This window comes from Trinickia terrae (assembly GCF_005144415.1).
Lineage (GTDB): Bacteria > Pseudomonadota > Gammaproteobacteria > Burkholderiales > Burkholderiaceae > Trinickia_A > Trinickia_A terrae.
This window is the reverse complement of sequence record NZ_SWJE01000011.1, coordinates 161,820-180,968: the sequence shown is the minus strand read 5'-3', so window position 1 is coordinate 180,968 and position 19,149 is coordinate 161,820. Positions and strand designations below refer to the sequence as shown.

Sequence of the window (19,149 nt, the reverse complement as noted above, 5' to 3'; positions counted from 1 at the left end):
GAAGGCCAGAAAACATCGACAGGAAGTCAGCTCGACAAAGGCGCGGGCGCGAGTACGCGCGTCGCCTGCCCCATCAAGTCATAAACGGCGATCGCCAGCAGCGCGACGACCAGGCCACCCTGCAACACGAACGCAGTGTTCGAGGTTTGCAGGCCGGCGATGATCACGTCGCCGAGACTCTTCGCAGCGACGGTCGAGCCGATCGTCGCGGTGCCCATGTTGATGACCACGGCAAGGCGCAAGCCGTTGAGAATCACCGGCAAGGCGAGCGGCAGCTCGACCGCGAAGAGACGCTGCCGCGCGTTCATGCCCATCGCGCGCGCCGCTTCGAGCGTCGTGCCGGGAATGCCCGCGAGGCCAGCGAGCGTGCTTTCGAAGATGGGCAGCAGCCCGTACAGAACGAGCGCCACCAGCACGGGCTTCACGCCGAAGCCCAATGCGGGCACAGCCAGCGCCAGCACGGCGACGGGTGGAAATGTCTGGCCGATGTTGACGACGCTGCGCGCGACCGGCAGAAATTCCGCGCCCGCGGGACGCGTCACGAAGATTCCCGCGCAAACCGCGAGCACCGAGCCCACCCCGCTCGCTGCCGCAACGAGCCCGAGATGCGCGAGCGCCAGATCGAGCAGGCTCGCGCGGTCGTAGAGCGCAGGCGCGCCGTTGTCGGCGAACGGCGCGAAAAGCGGCGCAACCCATTGGCCGCGCAGCAAGAGCACCAGCAACGCGAGCAGCAGCGCAATCCGCGCGACGGTGCCGGCGGGCTTCATTGCGGCCTCCGCGCGCGCGTGAGAATGGCGGGCAGCGAGATGCGCCGCCGCACGACACCATCGTCGTCGGCGACGGGAAGCGTCTCTACGCCGTGCCAAAGCAGCGCGCCCATGGCATCGCGCAGCGTCGCCGCGGAGGACAGCGGCGCCCCTGCCCGGCCCGCTGCTTCGCCGCTTCCGGCAGGTTCGGTCGACCCGACCGTCTCGGCGGCTTCGCCCACCCGCGTGAGTGCGAGCAGGCGCAGCGCGCGGTCGGCGTCACCGACCAGCTGCCGAACGAAATCCACTGCGGGACGCGCGAGGATCTGCTCCGGCGCACCCGCCTGCAGCACGCGGCCGTGATCCATCACGACGATCTGGTCGCCGAGGCGCAGTGCCTCGTCCATGTCGTGTGTGACGATCACCACCGTAATGCCTAGCCGCCGCTGCAGCGCCAGCAGGTCGTCCTGCGCACGCGCGCGGATGATCGGGTCGAGCGCGCCAAAAGGCTCGTCCATCAGCAGGATCTCGGGCTCGGCCGCCAGCGCACGGGCCACGCCCACGCGCTGCTGCTGGCCGCCGGACAGCGCGTGCGGCAGCTTGTTCGCATACACCGCGGGATCGAGCCCGAAGCGTTCGAGCAACTCGCGCACGCGCGCCTCGATGCGCGCCGCGTCCCAGCCGAGCAGCCGCGGTACCGTGGCGATGTTGCGGGCCACCGTCCAGTGCGGAAACAGGCCGTTGCCCTGGATCACGTAACCGATGCCGCGCCGCAACGCGACTTCCTCCAGCGTGGCGGTATCGATGCCGTCGATGCGGATGGTGCCTTCGTCGGGCGGGATCAAGCGGTTGATCATGCGCAGCAGCGTCGACTTCCCGCTGCCCGAGGTGCCCACGAGCGCGGTGATGCTGCCGCTCGGAACCGTGAGCGAAACGCGGTCAACCGCGACGGTGGCGCCAAAGCGCCGGCTTACCTGGTCGAATTCGATCACGCGCGGCCTCCACGGGCGAGTGCGGCCACCGCATCGAAGGCGGCGGCACTGACGAGGGCAAGGGCGATGGTCGGAATCGCGCCGAGCAGCACGAGGTCCATGGCGGATTGCCCGATCCCCTGGAAGATGAAGATGCCGAAGCCGCCGCCGCCAATCAGCGCGGCCACCGCCGCAAGCCCCACGTCCTGCACCAGCACGATGCGCACGCCGGCCAGAATCACGGGCAAGGCGAGCGGGAGCTCGACCTGCACAAGCCGCTGGATCGGCCTCATGCCCATGGCGGTGGCGGCCTCGACCGCCTGCGGAGAAATCTGCCGCAGCCCGACCACGACGCTGGACACGACCGGCAGCAGCGAGTAGACAAAGAGAGCGGTGAGCGCCGGCGCAGTGCCGATGCCGCTGATCCCCAGCGCCGCGGCGAGCGGCACATGCGCGGCCAACAAGCCGAGCGGGACCATCAGAAGACCGTACAACGCAATGCTCGGAATGGTTTGAACGATGTTGAGCGCAGGCAGGATCGTCGCGCGCAACGGCGCGACCTGCGCGCAGGCGATGCCGAGCGGCACGCCCACGACGAGCGCCGAGCCCACGGCGCCGACGACCAGCGCGACATGGCGGCCCGCTTCCTGCCGGAATGAATCGGCGCGCACTGCGTATTCCTGCATCACCGACAGGCCGTCCCACCAGCCGGAATGGCATAGCGCACCGAACACAGTCAGCGCACTCGTGAGCGCGGCAAGCCGCGCGAGCGGCCCGAAGCCGCGCTTCGCCCCGGCATCGACGACGAGCACCGCGTAGGCGAACGCGAGCGTCCACGCGCCGCTGGCGAGCGAAACGCGCGCCAGCGGCGTGTCAGCGCTCGTCACGAGGCGGCTGGGCGCGAGCCCCGTCACGACGGCGAGCCCCAGCAGCAGCGTCGCACCCGCGACGAAGCGCCAGCCCGGCCGCGCGCGCAGCAACGCGAAGCCCGCGCTCGCGGCGCCGACCGCATAGAGGGCGCTGGCCTGCCAAGCCGGGAAAACCTCGTCGAGGCGCATGCCATGCCCCTCGACGATGCGGTTCGCCCGAAACGTCACGAACGGCTGCGCGGCAAGCGCGAACACGACGAGCGCCGCGACAAGGCAGCCGACCTTGTCGACGCGCGGCAGGCGCCACACAGTGCCCGCAGCGGGAACGCCGTGCAAACGGCTGCTCGCACCCGTCGTCATTTCACGAAGCCCTTCGTTTTCAGGTAGCTGGCCGCCACGCTCGCCGCGGGCTCGCCGTTCAACTGGATGCGGCCGTTGAGCGTCTGCAGCGTCTTGAGGTCGAGGCTCGCGAACACCGGCTGCAGATAGCCCGCGATTTCCGGATGCGCCTTCAGCACGGCCTCGCGAATCACGGGCGCAGGCGCATACACGGGCTGCACGTGCTGGTTGTCCTCGAGCACGACAAGCCCCGCGGCGGCGATGCCCCCATCGGTGCCATAGACCATCGCCGCGTTCACGCCATCGGTCTGGTTAGCCGCGGCCTTGATGGTCGCTGCCGTATCGCCGCCCGAAAGCACGAGCAATTGGTCCTGCTGCAGCTTGAAGCCGTACGTTTTCTCGAACGACGGCAGCGCCGAGGCGCTGTTGACGAACTCCGCCGAGGCGACGAGCTTGACCTTGCCGCCGCTCGTCACCCACTTGCCGAAGTCGCCGAAGGTCTTCAGGTGATTCGCCTTTGCCTGCGCATCGACAACCGCGATGCCCCAGGTGTTGTTCGCCGGCGCGGGCGCGAGCCACACGAGCCGGTTGGCGGCGTAGTCGAGCTGCTTCGCCTCCTCATAGCCGCGCGCCGCGTCCTTCCAGAGCGGATCGTCGGCCTTGTTGAAGAAGAATGCCGCATTGCCCGTGTACTCCGGGCAGATGTCGATCTCGCCCGTCACCAGCGCCTTGCGCACGATGGGCGTCGTGCCGAGAGCGATTCGGTCCGTCACGGCGAGCCCGTGCGCCTTGAGCACCTGCACGATGAGGTTGCCGAGCAGATTGCCTTCGGTGTCGATCTTGGAGCCGACGGCAATCGGCGCGGCAACGCAAGCCGCGCTCGTGACGGCAAGCAGAAACGACGACGCCGCAAGGCGGAACGGGCGCAAATTCTTCATGGATGTGAAAGCTCCAGTGCAATACGCCAAAAGATGGCGAACAACGAACCGATGACAAAAAGCGGCGGCAAACGCCGCAGACCGCCAACCATAATCAATGCGCGCCGTGCGGCCAAACAACGAATTGGAAATTGCATATTTCGAAACGCGAAGCGGCAGCGCGAGCGCGCCCGCCGGCCGCTATTGCCTCGGCCTGAGAATCGATGTTCCAATTTGTTGGTTAGGCGGCATCGGATCGGCACGTATAGTCCGCATTCGCCTCCGCTTCAAACAACCCGAGCAGAGCAAGCGCAACCATGAGCCGCTGGACCGCCACCCTGCCGATGTACAACGTGACGCCGCAGCACGGCCGGTTGTGGCGCGCGCTGCTGCGCGACGCGCTGGAAGCGTTCGCGCGGGCCGGCGGTCCGGGCGACTTCGTGATCCTCGAAGAGGCGCCGGACGAGCTGATGCCGCTCTGGCGCCGGCCTGACCTGCTGCTCTCGCAGACCTGCGGTTTTCCATACCGGATGCTGGGCCTGCAGGAGGCCGTTCATCTGGTCGCCACACCGGTGTTCGACGCCGAGGGTTGCGAAGGCGCGCACTATCGCAGCGCTATTGCGGTGTCGGCCGCAGCGTGGGCGCGCGGCGCGACCACCCTCGCTGCCTGCCGCGGCCTGCGCGCCGCCTGCAACGGCAAGGATTCCCACAGCGGCATGAATGCGCTGCGTCACGCGGCGGCGCCGCTCGCACGCGACGGCCGCTTCTTCTCCTCGCTGATATGGACAGGCTCCCACCTGAACAGCCTGCTCGCGCTCAGCGCCGAAGCTGCGGACATCGCCGCCATCGACTGCGTCACGCTCGCCTTCCTGCGCGATGCGTGCCCCGAAAAGCTGCGCGACGTGAAGATCATTGGCATGACGGCGCTGGCGCCGGGGCTGCCATTCATCGCCTCCCGCGCGCTCGGCGACCGGCTCGGCGCGCTGCTGTTCGATGCGCTCGAAAGCGCCCGCCAGGCAGATGCGGGACGCGCCCGCTCGCTGCGCCTGCACGGGTTCGCGCGCCTCGCGAGCAGCGACTACGCGCCGATCGAGCAGATGGCGCAATTCGCCGCCGAGCTCGGGTACGGCGAGTTGCGCTAGACATCATGGTCGCCGCCTAGGCCGCCGGCTCGAAGTATTCGACGGCGAAGCCATCCGGATGGCGCACGATCATGTTGCGGCCTACGGGCGTTCGATGAAAATCCTCGGGCACGCTTGCGCCCAGCGCGCGCAGCGGTTCGACGAAATCGTCGAGAGCGTCCACGATCAGGGCCGCTTCGACATGCCGCACAGGAGCGAGCGCTTCGTCCGTGCCGGCCAGCACGATGAACGCACCGATGACGGCGGCCTCGATGCCCATTTCCGGAAAGCCGAGCCGCCGTTCGCATCGCATGCCTTGCAAGCTCTCGTAGAACGCGATGGTCGATTCGAATTGCACACCGTCGACATGACGCCGATACAGGGTCTTCAAGATCCGCACGGAACTCACTCCTCGTGGTTGATCAGAACGCACTCGAAACCCGGGGCATCGGCGGCGAGATCGATAGCCGTTTCGAGCTGCGCCATGCCGAAGATCAACGGACGCAGCGCGCCGAAATCCAGCGCTCCCGTGCCCGCCAGCGACAGCAGCCGTCGATAGGCATCGCGCGGATACATGAACTGGCCGATGATTTCCCAACCGTTCAACATCAGCTCGGTATACGGCACCGGCAGATCGACCGCCATGCTCCCCATCAGCACGAGCCGCCCTTCCCGTCCGAGGCTGCGCAGCGCCGCCAGCGTCATCTTCGGATCGCCTGCGTTGCCGACCATGTCGAACGCGAGATCGACGCGCCCTCGCGCGGCATCGCGGATCCTCTCTGCGTCGTGCGTGACGTCGCCGGTCACCGCCACCGGGACGATCCGGCCGTCGCCTTGTTCGGCGAGGGTCCCGAGCGTCTCTGCGTTGCGCCCGACGGCGACCACGCGGCCGGCCCCCATCGCCACGGCCAGCAATGCCGCCGCGCAGCCATATGCGCCGGTCGCGCCGGACACGGCCACGGTCTCGCCCACGGCAAGCCGCCCGCGCAACAGCCCGCCGAACGGCACGATGAATCGCGTCGAAAGCGCAAGCCGTGTCGCGTCGAGATCGGCTAGCGCGTCGGCGGCGGTCAACGTCGATGCCGGCAGCAACGCATATTCGGCGAGCGTGCCGTCCGGCCAATCCGATTGCATCGCATAGCCTTCGGCGCCCGCGGCGGTGACGCCGATCAGCATCTGCGCCGGGTCCCCCGCGTTCTCGTTGGCAACGAAATGCGACGAAATCACGACGCGTTGCCCCGGCTTCAGGTGCCACACGTCCTTGCCCACGGCATGAACGATGCCCACGCCGTTGCCCCCGGGAATGAACGGCCGGTCCGGCGCGTGATAGACCGGCAATTCGCCGGCGACGTAGCGGCGCATGTACGACATCACGGCCGACATCTGCATCCTGACGACGACGCTGCCGGGGCGTGGCTCGGGTAGCGGAAGATCGACGAATCGCAGGTCGCCGCCGAGGCGGGTAAGTTGCCAGGCTTTCATGGATGACGTCCTTGGGGAAGAAGGTACGCAGCACCCGTCAGTGCAGCGTTGACGTAATCTTCCCGCCTGCAACCCGAAGTTCATATAATCGATCAGCCCCATTTTCTTATCGATCGTACATTTATGGACGCTTTGTCCGACGTCTTGTCGGTATTGAAGGTGCGCAGCGGCCTCTCGTCGCGGTTCGAGGGCGAAGGCGCATGGGCCTTCCGGTTTCCCGCGTATCAGCACATGAAGTTCGGCACCGTGCTGCGCGGAAGGCTCTATCTGCGGATGGAGGGCGACGCCGGGCACCGCGTCATCGAAGAGGGGGATGTCTATCTGCTGACGAACGGGCAGCCGTTCTGTTCGGCGAGCGCTCCCGCCTGCGCCTTGCTCGACGGCCCTGCAACCTACCGGTCGATTCGCGGCGCGGACGGCGTCGTGAGATTTCGCGGGCCCGGCGATATCGCGCCTGTCAGTCTTGCAAGCGGACGCTTCATCTTCGACAACGACGTGACAGGCATGCTGCTCAAGCACTTGCCGCCGCTCATTCATCTGCGCGCCGCCGATGTCGCCGCGCATGCGCTTTCTCATGTGCTCGCGCTGCTCAGGATGGAAACGGACGACACGGCGCCGGGCTCCGACGTCGCGAAGACAAGTCTCGCGACGCTCGTCCTCGTGCAGGCCCTGCGCGCGTACATTTCCAGCGGCGAACTCGCGGACGGTTGGCTCAAGGCGCTATCCGACGCCAGGGTCGGCTCGGCGCTGTCGATGATGCACGGCTCGCCCGAGCGGCGCTGGACGATCGAAGCGCTGGCGTCGAACGTCGGCATGTCGCGCACGGCGTTCGCGTCGCGCTTCCGCCGGATGGTGGGCAGCGCGCCGCTCGAGTACCTCCAGCAATGGCGCATGGCGATCGCGATGACGGCGCTCAAGAGCTCCGACGAGCCGCTCGTATCGATCGCCGAACGCATCGGCTACCTGTCGGACACGGCGTTCAGCATCGCGTTCAAGCGCGCGACCGGCATCAGCCCCGGGCGCTATCGCGTCGAGCGGCGCCGCTTGAGCGAGGCGGTATGAACTCGATTCGTTTTCAACGACCCGCTCAAGCTCAGGTGATCGGAGGAAGGTCTGGCGACGCCAGGCTTCATTCCCCCGGCTTCTTGCGCTCCCTGCGGGCCGCGACACGTTTGAGCGTCATATACCGCTCAAATCCCGAATCCTGCTTCTTGTACCAAACCAGCTTGCCGCCTCGAAGCGCAAAGAGATCCGATTCCGGCTCGTAATTCGGGCAAACGAATTCTTCATTCCCGAACGCGCCATCGCTGCAAAAGCGCACGCGCAGCTGGTTTCCATGAACCACGCCTTTCAGCGACCCCGACCACACGCGCTGATCGCTCCCGTCACTCCATGTCACGGAGACTTGATTCAATCCTCATGCAGCGCGTCGACGATCAACGCCCTGAACCACCGGTTCCCCTCATCCGCATCGAACGCCTCGTGCCAATGCACGGTCACCTCCACCTCCGGAAGCTGAACCACTCCGTCCAAAGGAAATACGAGGATACGGATGGCGTAAATGACTCGAATAATGTCATTTGTGATGCTATGTCCGCAGACGGTTCGCGTCTATTCTGGGCGACAGAATACCTTCGATAGGGGAGCAGGCAATGTCCGAGGCAGCAGCAAGGAAAGATATCGGGTTATTCGATGCCCGCCCTCATTCACATGGAGGTGAGCGTGCGGCGACGCCTGCGAAGACCACCGACATGAAACACCGAGCTCGGGCCTCAGTGTCTTAAAGAGAGTTACGCATGCTGGCGCTGCTTGGTGGAGGCCTTGATCCCCATCGAGATTGCTCCGAACAGCAAATTGTGCAGAAGTGATATATGATGATCATCATGAACAAATCCTCATTGAATCGAAAAACCGCCAGCCGTAAGGAAATCACTCACGAGCGCATCGTCGAGGTTGCCGCGCGCGCAATTCGGCGCAGCGGCTACGACGGGACGGGAGTGGCCGACATCATGAAGGAGGCCGGCCTCACACATGGCGGCTTCTACGCGCACTTTCCATCGCGGGAGGCGCTGCTTGCCGAAGCGGCTGACCGCGCCGGTGCTGAGGCGGTGGCCCTGTCGGAGCAAATCGCCGCTTCCGTGCCGCCGGAGCAGGCATTGCCGTCGATGGTGCGTGCCTATCTTTCGAAGGAGCACCGCGACGCCATAGAGACGGGCTGCCCGGTCTCTGCCCTTGGCTCGGAGATGCCGCGCCAGGCGCCGCTCGTGCGGCGCGCGGCCACCCGCCGCATCAAGGAGATGATCGATGTCGTCGCGCGCCAATTGCCCGACTGGGGGCAGCCGGGCGCGCATGAACAGGCACTTCTGACCGTTGCCACTATGGTCGGCACCATGGTGCTGGCGCGCGCCGTCGACGACCCCAAGCTGTCGGACAGTTTTCTTGAAACCGCACTGAAAAAATTCGCACCCACGGATGAGTAATCCGCTTGCCCGGTGCGCTTTTTTGCTTGGGAAAAAATATGATTACCATCATTTTTATGGCGAAATGAATGTTCAACTAACCATGTAAAGACATTTCTCACTACTGGAAGGACATGATGAAAAGCGGAATAGCCCTCGTTACGGGCGCCTCATCAGGTATCGGCGAAGCCACGGCAAACCGCCTGACTAGGGCTGGGTACAAGGTCTACGGCACCAGTCGGCGCGGTGCACAAGCCGGCCAGCAGGCGTTCGAAATGCTACCTCTGGACGTGACCAGCGAAGCATCAGTCGAAGCCGCCGTCAAGGAAGTGCTGCGCTTGCACGGCCGCATCGACCTGTTGGTGAACAATGCCGGTTTCGGCGTCGCCCCTGCCGCCGCCGAAGAAAGTTCGCTTGACCAAGCCCGTGCAATCTTCGATACGAACTTCTTCGGGATTATCCGCATGACGCGTGCCGTGCTGCCCCATATGCGGCAACAAGGTCGCGGCCGCATCATCAACATCGGCTCCGTGCTGGGTTTCTTGCCCATGCCCTATATGGCGCTGTATTCCGCCACCAAGCACGCGGTAGCGGGCTATTCGGAGTCGCTCGATCACGAGTTGCGCACGATGGGCATCCGGGTATCGGTCATTGAGCCTGCCTACATCAAAACGCCGTTCGACACGAACCTCATGGCGCCCGATGCTCCCCTCGACGAGTACCGCGAGGTGCGCACGGCCCTGGAAAAGCGAGTCAAGGAAGTGGTCGAGAGCGCTGACGGTCCTGAGGTTGTGGCCGAAACCGTATTGCGGGCCGCTCTCGCGGTGCGCCCGAAACTCCGCTATGCAGCGGGAGGACTCGCCGGCCGTCTGCGATTGCTAAGCAGATTTGCGCCTGTGGGTCTGGTGGACGCCGGCATTCGCAAAGATCTGCGGCTCACAACGTAGACGGTATTACTTCACGCACCGAGAAACCGACAAGGAACAACGAACCATGATGAAGGCATTCGTCGTCGATCGATATGGACGCAAGAATGGCATGCGAGCCGGCGATATGCCGGTTCCGGAACTGCGTGAGGACGATGTATTGATCCAGATTCACGCCGCTGGCGTGAACCCGCTCGATTCAAAGATCAGGGATGGAGAGTTCAAGCTAATCTTGCCCTATCGTTTGCCGCTGATTTTGGGCAACGACCTGGCTGGGATCATTGTCCGCGTCGGATCGCGCGTGCAGCGATTGAAGCCGGGTGATGAGGTGTATGCGCGACCGCCCAAAGATCGGATCGGCACTTTCGCCGAATTTATCGCGATCAAGGAAGACGCCGTGGCGCTCAAGCCCAAAGCGCTCAGTATGGAAGAAGCAGCTTCAATCCCGTTGGTGGGCTTGACTGCGTGGCAGGCGTTGGTAGAACGAGCGCAACTGAAGAAGGGGCAGAAGGTGCTTATACATGCCGGCTCTGGCGGTGTCGGCACCTTTGCTATTCAACTGGCGAAGCATCTGGGCGCGACCGTCGCGACGACAGCGAGCGCCGCGAATGTCGGATTAATGAAGCAGCTCGGTGCGGATATCGTCATCGATTACAAGAAAGACGACTTTGCCGCTGTATTAAAAGACTGCGACGTGGTGCTGGATACGCAGGGCGGAAATACGCTCGAAAGATCACTTCAAGTGCTCAAGCCGGGTGGCAAGCTGATCGGGATCGCCGGTCCTCCCGATCCTGATTTTGCCAAGCAGATGGGTGCCTCCTGGTTCCTGAAAACGGCAATGCGGTTTCTAAGCTATCGCATCCGAAAGGCGGCGAGACGTCGTGATGTCGGCTATTCATTCCTCTTTATGCGTGCCGATGGGGATCAACTAGCCCAGATCGCCAAGCTTGTCGACACAGCCGCGATAAGGCCTGTGATCGATCGGACTTTCCCGTTTGAATCAACGCGAGAGGCTTTGGCTTACGTCGAAACAGGACGTGCAAAGGGTAAGGTCGTCATCAAGATCCGATAGAAGGAGAGATCTCTGTTGGTTTCCAGTTCGAAGACATGCGGCCCGCTGCCCGCCTCAATCCTCATGCAGCGCGTCGACGATCAACGCCCTGAACCACCGGTTCCCCTCATCCGCATCGAACGCCTCATGCCAATGCACGGTCACCTCCACCTCCGGAAGCTGAACCGGCAACGGATAAATCGCAAACTCGTCCCGCTCGCTGAAAAGCTGCGCAACGCGCTGGGGCACGGTGACCATCCAATCCGTGCGTCGAATGATCTGCGGCATGCCCGGCGCGAGCGCGATGCGCGCGCTGCGAGCAATGCTGGCAGCGTCAGGTCGATGGCGCTTTCGGCATGATCGGCCGCTGTCTGGCCGCGAAGCTCAACCGTATTGCGGATGTTGCCCACGGAGTCCCCACTCGAAAAGCGTTCGACCCAGTCTAGGTTTCGCGGGGATTCAGCGTCAAATTCATCAATTTACGGTCGCCCCATTCATTTCGTGGATGGTGAATGTGAGGCAGGCCTGGCGCGCGCCGCGCCGATCGTCACACGCTCGCGATCGGCGTGACGGGAGACCCCACTGCGCCCGGCAAGCGCAGCGGCGGCGCGGTCAGCAGGAAGCGGCTGCGTCCATTCGCATGCAACCAGTCGGCAAGCTCGCTCAGATGCCAAAGCTCGCCGAGATAGACGCCCAGCCTGAAGAGACAAAGATCGTGCAGCGGATGCGACGGGTAACGCTCGCTTGCCGACGGCGCGGCCGGCAGCATCTCGACGGCGGCGTTGTCCGCGATCAGCGCGACCACGTTCGAATCGACGATCCATCGGCGCAGCTTCTCATCGCGCCCGTCGAACGCGGCGAAGCGGCCTTCCAAAAGCGATAGATCGGGATCGCCGGCCATGTCCAGCAGCGCTTCGTCGGTGCCCGTGCGAAAGCACACCATGTCGCCGCTCTCGACGACAACCTGCTGGGCCTCCATCACTTCCATCAGCTCGCGATATCCGACCGCCACGCGCTTCGTGCCGAAGTGCCGCTTCAAGTCGATCATCACACCGCGCCCCTGCACGCCGGCAGCCGCCATGTTCTCGATGCCGAGCTTGCTTGCGCCGCTCGCGCGGCCCGTGGGCGGCGCGCCTTCGACGCGATAGTCGAGCGGACCCACGATCTCCTCGCCCGCCCGAAAGCCGTTGTAGAACAGCATTTCGGGCTTGCCGGTGCCGCTCGAATCGAACCATTGCCCCATGTGCGCGAGGCTGTCCCACTGCGTCGAATACTGCAGCGTCATCTGCACCGTGTCGTCGCAGATCACGTCGAGCAGATGCGGATTATCACGCGAGAGCGGATAGACCATGTTCGGCTTGTCGCCGCGCAGGGTCGGCTCGATTCGCGGCGGCTTGCGCCGCGGATTCAAGGCGGTGCCGCCGGGATAGTCGAGCGGCAGGCTCAGGCAGAACGTGCGTCCGGTTTTGACTTCGCGCACGGCTTGCAGCACCTTTTCCGGGGTCAGCAGGTTCAAGCGCCCAAGCTGATCGTCGGGGCCGAAATCGCCCCAGGTCGAGTCTTCGGGGCGGATCGTCCAGCGGCGTTCTTCGGGCATTGCCATCGGGGGGCTCTCTTGCGGTTTTGGTTGTGGCGGGTTGTTGGCGTTGGCGTTGGCGTTGGCGTTGGCGTTGGCGTTGGCGTTGGCGTTGGCGTTGGCGTTGGCGTTGGCGTTGGCGTTGGCGAGCAACTTTGATATCGCGCCGTTCCGTATAGTCCGTCCCTGCCCGGGACCGGGGTCACTTTTGTCCTTGCCAAAAGTAACCAAAAGCGCGTCCTCGGCGGACAGCCTCGGCCGAAGCGCACTCAGTCCTGTTGTCGGTATCGTTCTGTGGGCCACTGTTACCGCTCGCCGTGCGTCCCGTTAGCACGCGGCACGGAATGGCGCCGATTCGAATCAAATCAATACTGATGGTCAGGCAAGGCCCAAAGACGTTTGTCTTGCGATGCTGCGCCGTGCGCTCGTGCTTGTTCTCAATCGTAGTCAACATGCGGCGTCGCTAAACCGATGCGCTTGCTTTGTTTCGACGCAGCGCCATTCCGTGCCGCGTGCTAACGGGACGTACCGCGCGCGGTAACAGTTGCCCACAGAACGATACCGACAACAGGACTGAGTGCGCTTCGGCCAAGGCCGTCCGCCCAGGACACGCCTTTGGTTACTTTGGGCAAGACCAAAGTGACCCCGGTCCCGGGCAGGGACGGACTATACGCACCGCCACGAATTCAAAGTTGCTCGACAAACCCAACCAGACCCAAAACCCGCCACTGCATTCACTGCGACGCGCCACCGACCACCCATGCCTCGCGCTCGTCGCTGGTCCGCACATCATCCGCCGCCTTGCGCTCATCACGCGGCATCCAGCGCTCGGCATTGAAGAGACTGATCGCGATCATCAGCACCGCACCGCCCGCAATGAACGACGCCATGCCGAACTTCAAGCCGAGCGACGGCGTCACCAGGGCAATCGCGTACGGCGCAACGACGCTGACGGCCGTCATCGCATAGCTGATGCCGATCCCGGTGGCGCGCCCCGCCACCGGGAAACGCCGCGATTGATAGAGCGGCAGGATGCCGAACAGGCCATTCGCGAACATGCCCATGCAGAAGGCTCCAACGCCGAGCAGCAAGTGGCTCGACACGAGCGTATACAGCACCGTCGACGGAATGACGACGGCGAGGAAGAGCACGATCGTCAGCCGTTCGCCGATCCGGCTCGCGGCATAGCCCGAGAGCGGCTTGCCGATCACCGAGCCCACCGAGTACGCCACCACGAACGGGAAGATCCGGCTCGAGTCGAGATGCTGGACGGTAAGGAGGAACGTCGGGTACAGCACCTGCACGGCCCAGAGCATGAAGTTGATCGCCGCGGAAAAGAGCCATGACTGGAGGACTGCCGGATTGAACGTGAACGTGCTGAACGCGCCGTGGGCTTGCTCGCCGCGATGCTTGCGGGCCCAATCGGGCGACTCCTGCACATTGCGCCGCAGGAACAGCGTGAGCAGCGCCGGCAGCACGCCGAGAAAGAACATCCAGCGCCAGCCGAGCACCGGAAACACGAAGTGAAACGCAAGCGCGGCCAGCATGTAGCCGAATTCGTAGCCCGCGACCATGATCCCCGAGGCGAGCGGCCGGACTTTGTCCGGCACGGTTTCCATCAGCAGCGAAACGGAGGCCGTCCATTCGCCCCCGAAGCCCATGCCGAACAGGATCCGCATCACCATGAACGACGCGTAGCTCCAGGCCAGCCCGCTCAAGCCCGCCGCGCACGAGAACCAGAGCACGGCCGCCATGAAGGCGAGCTTGCGGCCGAAGCGGTCGGCGGCGAGCCCCCAGCCGATCGTGCCCGCGATCTTGGCGAAACCGGTGGCCGTCACCACGAGCGCCATGGCGGGCAAGCCGACGTTGAACACCTTGCCCAGATGCGGGATCAGGAACAGCAGGATCGTGAAGTCGAACGCGTCGAGCGCCCAGCCGGCGGTCGCGGCGAAAACGATGCGCCAGTGCGACTTGAGCAGCGCGACGTGGGAAGCGGTCTGCGCGCGTTGCGGCGATACGCTGCCGCGGGCTTCGTTACCCTGCATGTGTTGTCTCCTCTCTCTATGGCAAGCCGTATCGCGACAAGCAAGCTACATCGCGCGCGGCTCGACGAATTCGCTGGCGAGCTTGCGCGCCGCGTTGGCGAACATCACGATGTCGACGCCGGTCGCCACGAACGTGCAGCCCAGCTCGAGGTAATGCCGCGCGAGCGCCGGATCCGTCGTCAGCGTGCCGGCCGCCTTGCCCGACGCAACGATCGTGCGCATCGCTGCATCGATGGCCTGCTGCACGTCGGGATGCCCCGGCTTGCCGCGATGCCCCATCGACGCCGCCAGATCCGCCGGGCCGATGAACACGCCGTCGACGCCGTCGACTTCGCAGATCGCATCGAGGTTCTTGAGCGCGGTCGCGGTTTCCGCCTGCACGAGCACGCAGGTTTCATCATCGGCGATGTTCACATAATCGGTGCGCGCGCCCCAGCGCGACGCCCGGGCGGCCGCGCTGCCCACGCCGCGCGTGCCGTGCGGCGGATAGCGCACGGCGGACACGGCCGCGCGCGCCTGATCCGCGGTATCGATCATCGGCACGAGCAGGTTGCGCGCGCCAATGTCAAGCAGCCGCTTGATCAGCGCAGGATCGCCGTTGACGGGCCGCACCACCGCTTCCGCACGGTAAGGCGCGACGGCCTGCAACTGCGCGAGGATGCTGCGCACATCGTTCGGCGCATGCTCGCCGTCGATCAACAGCCAGTCGAAACCGGCGGTCGCGCTGATTTCCGACAGATAGCCGTCGGCCATCGAAAGCCAGAAGCCGATCTGCCGCTGCTTTTGCGCGAGTGCGGCCTTGAACGGGTTATGCGCTGAGATCGGCATTTCTCTCGACATGTGCATCAAGCTCCATAGGATTGTCGTCGAATCGGATCGGCTCCACTTTGCCGAGCAGGAACAGGTAGTTGAGAATCGCGAGCCCGATCAGCGCCGAGGAGAACACGAGCGCGGGAATGAACGAGCCGGTCGCGCCAACGATGGCGCCCGTCACGATCGGCCCCACCACGCCGCCGATGTTCGACACGGTGTTCTGCACGCCGGCCACCATCGACACCGCGTTGCGCGGCGCCACGTCGCTCGGCAGCGCCCACACTTGCGAGGCGGCAACCGTCGTCCCTGACTTGGCGATGCACAGCAGCACGACAGCCATCGCGGCGGAATGCGCGAACGCCGCGAGCCCGATGCTCGACGCCATCACGAGCCCGATGACGAGAAAGAGCTTGCGCGTCGCGGTGAGCGAGAGCTTGCCCGAGTGATGGACGCGATCGGACGCCCAGCCCGCGAAAATCTCCACGACGATCGAGGCCAACAGCGGCAGCGACGCCATGATCCCCATCTCCATCATCGAGAGGCCGCGCGCCTTGACGAGATAGGTCGGCAGCCACGTGATGAAGAAGTACGAGTTGTAGTTGATCATGAAGAAGCCGATGCACATCGCCCAGATGTTGCGGTGCGCGAGCAGCTTGCGCCAGGGCGGCGGAGCGCTGTCGTCGTCATGGAGCCGCGCGGCCTGGCCTTCCCGGATGTGCGCGAGCTCGGCTGCATTCACGCGCTTGTGCGCGGCAGGCGAATCCGTGAACGTGAATTGCCAGACGGCGAACCACGCGATGCCGAGCAAGCCGGTGATCGCGAACGTGATCCGCCAGTCGAAGATCGCGAGCAGGAAGGCGATCAGCGGCATCGCGATGGCGCCGCCGAGCTTCGAGCCGCTGTCGAAGATGCCGGCCACGGTCGCGCGCTCCTGGCGCGGGAACCACTTCGAGGTAATGCCCGCGTTGCTCGGATAAGCGCCCGCTTCTCCGGCTCCGAGCGCGACGCGCAACGCCACGAGCGATTTGAACCCGGTCGCGAACCCGGTGACGGCCGTGGCCGCCGACCACCAGAACACCGAGAACCCGAGCACTTTCTTCTGCCCGAAGCGGTCGGCGAGCATGCCGGCGGGCAATTGCAGCAGCGCGTAGGACCAGAAGAACGCGGACATCACGATGCCCATCTCCATCGCGCCCAGGCCGAACTCCGACTGGATGTGCGGCGCAGCCGCCGATAGCACGGTGCGGTCGATATAGTTGATTGCGATCGCGGCCCACATCAGGCCGGCCACCAGCCAGCGCACTTTCGAGCGCGGCTGCTGCGAAGCATCCTGCATGTCTTGTCTCCGGTCGTTCTGTCTTGCACGTCTTCGCATCGCGCGACGCTTCGAGGCGTCCGTTCGCGATGACCTGTGCCAAATAAAGCTAAAGCGGCTCGATCGTCGGCTCGCTCAGCTCACGATGCCCATGTGCCACGGCACGAACTCATGGTCTCCCAGGCCCAGCAATTCGCTCTTGGTGCGCTCGCCCGAGGCGGCGCGCAGGATGTGCTCGAAGATATCCTGCCCCATCGCTTCGATCGAGCGCTCGCCGTCGAGCACGAGGCCGCAGTTGATGTCCATGTCCTCGGCAAGCCGCGTGAACATCGGCGTGTTGCTCGCGAGCTTGAGCGTCGGCGCGGGCTTCGAGCCGAACATCGAGCCGCGGCCGGTGGTGAAGCAGATGAGGTTCGCGCCGCTCGCGATCTGCCCCGTCACGGCGACCGGGTCGTAGCCCGGCGAATCCATGAACACGAAGCCCGCGCGATCGATCGGCTCGGCGTACTCGTAGACCGCCTGCAGCGGCGTGGTGCCGCCCTTCATCGCGGAGCCGAGCGACTTCTCGAAGATGTTGGCGAGGCCGCCCTGCTGGTTGCCAGGCCCGACCACGCCGTTGAACTGGCCATTGTGGCCGCGCGTATAGCGCTCCCACCACGCGAGCCGGTCGAGCAGCTTCTGGCCGACTTCGGGCGTCACCGCGCGGCGCGTGAGCATGTACTCGACGCCGTGGATCTCCGGCGTCTCCGAGAGGATCGCGGTGCCGCCGTGACGCACGAGCAGATCCATCGCCGCGCCGAGCGCGGGATTGGCCGTGATGCCGGAAAACCCGTCCGAGCCGCCGCATTCGAGGCCGATTTTCAGATGGCTCGCGCTCACCGGACGCCGCACGATGTCGTTCGCGGCCGGCAGCATCTGCTGGATCGCGGAGATGCCCGCTTCGATCGTCGCGCGCGTGCCGCCCGTGTCCTGCATCACGAGCGCGTGCAGCGCACGGCCGGCCTCCAGTCCCTGCGATTCGAGCAGGCCGGCCACCTGGTTGCGCTCGCAACCCAGCCCGACGACCAATACGCCCGCCAGGTTCGGATGACGCGCATAACCGGCCAGCGTGCGCCGCAGGACGTCGAAATGCTCGCTTGGCGAGGACATCCCACAGCCGCTCGTCTGCGCGAACGCGACCACGCCGTCCACGTTCGGATAAGCCGCGAGACGCTCCGGCGTGAACCACGCGGCAATGTGCTTGATGGCCGTCGCCGAGCAGTTGACCGACGCGAGAATGCCGATGAAATTGCGCGTGGCGACGCGCCCGTCCGGCCGCACGATGCCGTCGAAGGTGGCGCGCCCGGACTCGGGAACGTAGTCGACGGGACGCACGTCGAGGCCGAAGCCCGGATCGCGCTCGAAGTCGATCAGCTCGATGTTGTGCGCATGGACGTGCTCGCCCGCTTCGATATCGCGCGCCGCGCGGCCGATGACCGCGTTGTACTTGCGGATCGGCTCGCCGCGCGCGATTCGCTGCCCCGCGACCTTGTGGCCCGGCGCGATCTGCGCGCGCATGCGCACCGACGTTTCGCCGACGCGCACCTGCTGGCCGATGGCGAGCGTCTCGCGTGCGATCAGGACGTTGTCGGCGTCATTGAGCTTGATGAGCGAGCCGTTGAAATGCGTGGTTGCCTGGAGCATGCGGTCGAGTCCTCCGTAGCCGCGCGCGGCGCTGCGCGGCCGTCTCCTTTGGTATTTCATATGTGGGGTGTTACCGGTTTATGTAACCGGTAACATTGGATGCCATGCTAGTACGCTTCGGGGAGAATTGCCAGCGGGATTTTTGGGGATGCATCGGGCGGTGCTCGAAGGCATTGCGTCCCGTTTGCACGGGCAATCGCATTGATATACGATATGTATATCACTCAACGGAGATGGCAATGAGCCGAGTCCTGGTTGACATACCCGATACACAGCTCGAAGCGCTCGCAGCCCTCGTGGAGGAAGAGCAGCGCCCTCGTGCCGCGCTCATCCGCGACGCGATCGAGGCCTATATCGCGGATCACAAGCGCTTGCGCGGGGCCGACGTTTTCGGCCTGTGGAAGAGCAAGAAAATCGACGGCCTCGAATACCAGCAGGAGTTGCGCTCGGAATGGTAAAAGCCCTTTTCGACACGAACATCCTGATCGATTACCTCGGCGGCATCGGCGCGGCCCAGAAGGAGCTGTCGCGCTATGAGTCTCGAGCAATCAGCACGATCACGTGGATGGAAGTTCTCGCTGGTGCAACGGCGAACGAAGCCAGGGCGATTCGCTTATGGCTGAACTCATTTGACATCATCGCCGTGGACAACGCGATCGCGAATCGCGCGGTCGCGATTCGCCAAGAGAAGCGGATTCGCTTGCCCGACGCGATTGTCTGGGCGTCCGCGCAAGTGAATTCGCTGTTGCTCGTTTCGCGCAATACGAAGGATTTTCCGGCGGACGAACCGGGTGTGCGTGTGCCCTACAAGGTTTAGAAGCCGTGACCAAGACCCC

At 64.7% G+C, this 19,149-nt stretch carries 20 protein-coding genes; 7 read left to right on the top strand and 13 right to left on the bottom strand.

The genetic code is table 11. The annotated features are described in order from the left end of the window. Positions 1–26: 26 nt before the first annotated feature. The 4 genes from FAZ69_RS21165 to osmF are packed head-to-tail and all read right to left on the bottom strand — an operon-like array spanning position 27 to position 3,863. Positions 27–767 (bottom strand): ABC transporter permease, encoded by a 741-nt coding sequence (locus tag FAZ69_RS21165; RefSeq protein ID WP_136897038.1) that lies wholly within the window; start codon positions 765–767, stop codon positions 27–29. After that, positions 764–1,738, bottom strand: a complete 975-nt coding sequence (locus FAZ69_RS21160; RefSeq protein WP_136897037.1) for an ABC transporter ATP-binding protein — start codon at positions 1,736–1,738, stop codon at positions 764–766. The genes FAZ69_RS21165 and FAZ69_RS21160 overlap by 4 nt, the downstream gene beginning before the upstream one ends. Continuing rightward, positions 1,735–2,946 carry an ABC transporter permease gene (locus FAZ69_RS21155; RefSeq protein WP_136897036.1) on the bottom strand — a complete coding sequence of 404 codons (1,212 nt, stop codon included), beginning with the start codon at positions 2,944–2,946 and terminating at the stop codon, positions 1,735–1,737. Before FAZ69_RS21155 ends, FAZ69_RS21160 begins: the two co-directional genes overlap by 4 nt. Then, complete coding sequence (osmF, locus tag FAZ69_RS21150; protein WP_136897035.1) at positions 2,943–3,863, bottom strand: glycine betaine ABC transporter substrate-binding protein OsmF; 921 nt, start codon at positions 3,861–3,863, stop codon at positions 2,943–2,945. Before osmF ends, FAZ69_RS21155 begins: the two co-directional genes overlap by 4 nt. 296 nt (positions 3,864–4,159) lie before the next feature. Between osmF and FAZ69_RS21145 the strand changes: the two genes are divergently transcribed. Continuing rightward, a complete protein-coding gene (locus tag FAZ69_RS21145; protein ID WP_136897034.1) occupies positions 4,160–4,984 on the top strand; it encodes a phosphate/phosphite/phosphonate ABC transporter substrate-binding protein in 825 nt (274 codons plus the stop codon). Between the two features lie 16 nt (positions 4,985–5,000). Here the strand turns inward: FAZ69_RS21145 and FAZ69_RS21140 are convergent, their stop codons facing one another. Beyond that, positions 5,001–5,363 (bottom strand): VOC family protein, encoded by a 363-nt coding sequence (locus FAZ69_RS21140; protein WP_136897033.1) that lies wholly within the window; start codon positions 5,361–5,363, stop codon positions 5,001–5,003. Between the two features lie 5 nt (positions 5,364–5,368). Continuing rightward, positions 5,369–6,445 (bottom strand): zinc-binding dehydrogenase, encoded by a 1,077-nt coding sequence (locus tag FAZ69_RS21135; protein WP_136897032.1) that lies wholly within the window; start codon positions 6,443–6,445, stop codon positions 5,369–5,371. Positions 6,446–6,568: 123 nt separating this feature from the next. On the opposite strand from FAZ69_RS21135, the gene FAZ69_RS21130 reads away from it, so the two are divergent. After that, a complete protein-coding gene (locus tag FAZ69_RS21130; RefSeq protein WP_136897031.1) occupies positions 6,569–7,507 on the top strand; it encodes an AraC family transcriptional regulator in 939 nt (312 codons plus the stop codon). Positions 7,508–7,574: 67 nt separating this feature from the next. Here FAZ69_RS21130 and FAZ69_RS21125 read toward each other — a convergent pair whose 3' ends face one another. After that, a complete protein-coding gene (locus FAZ69_RS21125; protein ID WP_136897030.1) occupies positions 7,575–7,859 on the bottom strand; it encodes a hypothetical protein in 285 nt (94 codons plus the stop codon). A 457-nt stretch (positions 7,860–8,316) separates the two neighbouring features. On the opposite strand from FAZ69_RS21125, the gene FAZ69_RS21120 reads away from it, so the two are divergent. From FAZ69_RS21120 to FAZ69_RS21110, 3 genes are all read left to right on the top strand, one after another. Further along, entirely contained in the window at positions 8,317–8,925 is a 609-nt protein-coding gene (locus tag FAZ69_RS21120) for a TetR/AcrR family transcriptional regulator (protein ID WP_136897029.1), read from the top strand. A gap of 116 nt (positions 8,926–9,041) precedes the next feature. Next, positions 9,042–9,851 carry an oxidoreductase gene (locus tag FAZ69_RS21115; protein ID WP_136897070.1) on the top strand — a complete coding sequence of 270 codons (810 nt, stop codon included), beginning with the start codon at positions 9,042–9,044 and terminating at the stop codon, positions 9,849–9,851. A 49-nt stretch (positions 9,852–9,900) separates the two neighbouring features. Continuing rightward, on the top strand, positions 9,901–10,902 hold the full coding sequence (locus tag FAZ69_RS21110; RefSeq protein ID WP_136897069.1) for an NADP-dependent oxidoreductase: 1,002 nt from the start codon (positions 9,901–9,903) through the stop codon (positions 10,900–10,902). Positions 10,903–10,956: 54 nt separating this feature from the next. Here FAZ69_RS21110 and FAZ69_RS21105 read toward each other — a convergent pair whose 3' ends face one another. The 6 genes from FAZ69_RS21105 to FAZ69_RS21075 form a co-directional block, all read right to left on the bottom strand. After that, positions 10,957–11,169, bottom strand: coding sequence for a type 2 periplasmic-binding domain-containing protein (locus FAZ69_RS21105; RefSeq protein WP_136897028.1), 213 nt, complete (start codon positions 11,167–11,169; stop codon positions 10,957–10,959). Positions 11,170–11,428: 259 nt separating this feature from the next. Then, on the bottom strand, positions 11,429–12,478 hold the full coding sequence (locus FAZ69_RS21100; protein WP_136897068.1) for a cyclase family protein: 1,050 nt from the start codon (positions 12,476–12,478) through the stop codon (positions 11,429–11,431). A gap of 713 nt (positions 12,479–13,191) precedes the next feature. Further along, on the bottom strand, positions 13,192–14,502 hold the full coding sequence (locus tag FAZ69_RS21090; RefSeq protein WP_136897026.1) for an MFS transporter: 1,311 nt from the start codon (positions 14,500–14,502) through the stop codon (positions 13,192–13,194). Positions 14,503–14,547: 45 nt separating this feature from the next. Continuing rightward, positions 14,548–15,342 (bottom strand): 4-hydroxy-2-oxoheptanedioate aldolase, encoded by a 795-nt coding sequence (hpaI, locus tag FAZ69_RS21085; protein WP_240702384.1) that lies wholly within the window; start codon positions 15,340–15,342, stop codon positions 14,548–14,550. Next, complete coding sequence (locus FAZ69_RS21080; RefSeq protein ID WP_136897025.1) at positions 15,311–16,651, bottom strand: MFS transporter; 1,341 nt, start codon at positions 16,649–16,651, stop codon at positions 15,311–15,313. The genes hpaI and FAZ69_RS21080 overlap by 32 nt, the downstream gene beginning before the upstream one ends. 114 nt (positions 16,652–16,765) lie before the next feature. After that, complete coding sequence (locus tag FAZ69_RS21075; protein ID WP_136897024.1) at positions 16,766–18,313, bottom strand: UxaA family hydrolase; 1,548 nt, start codon at positions 18,311–18,313, stop codon at positions 16,766–16,768. A gap of 239 nt (positions 18,314–18,552) precedes the next feature. Here FAZ69_RS21075 and FAZ69_RS21070 point away from each other — a divergent pair, with 239 nt between their 5' ends. After that, the gene (locus tag FAZ69_RS21070; RefSeq protein WP_136897023.1) at positions 18,553–18,771 is read left to right on the top strand and encodes a CopG family ribbon-helix-helix protein; all 219 of its coding nucleotides are present in this window, start codon (positions 18,553–18,555) and stop codon (positions 18,769–18,771) included. Next, positions 18,765–19,130 carry a type II toxin-antitoxin system VapC family toxin gene (locus FAZ69_RS21065; protein ID WP_136897022.1) on the top strand — a complete coding sequence of 122 codons (366 nt, stop codon included), beginning with the start codon at positions 18,765–18,767 and terminating at the stop codon, positions 19,128–19,130. The genes FAZ69_RS21070 and FAZ69_RS21065 overlap by 7 nt, the downstream gene beginning before the upstream one ends. The last annotated feature ends 19 nt before the right edge of the window (positions 19,131–19,149 follow it).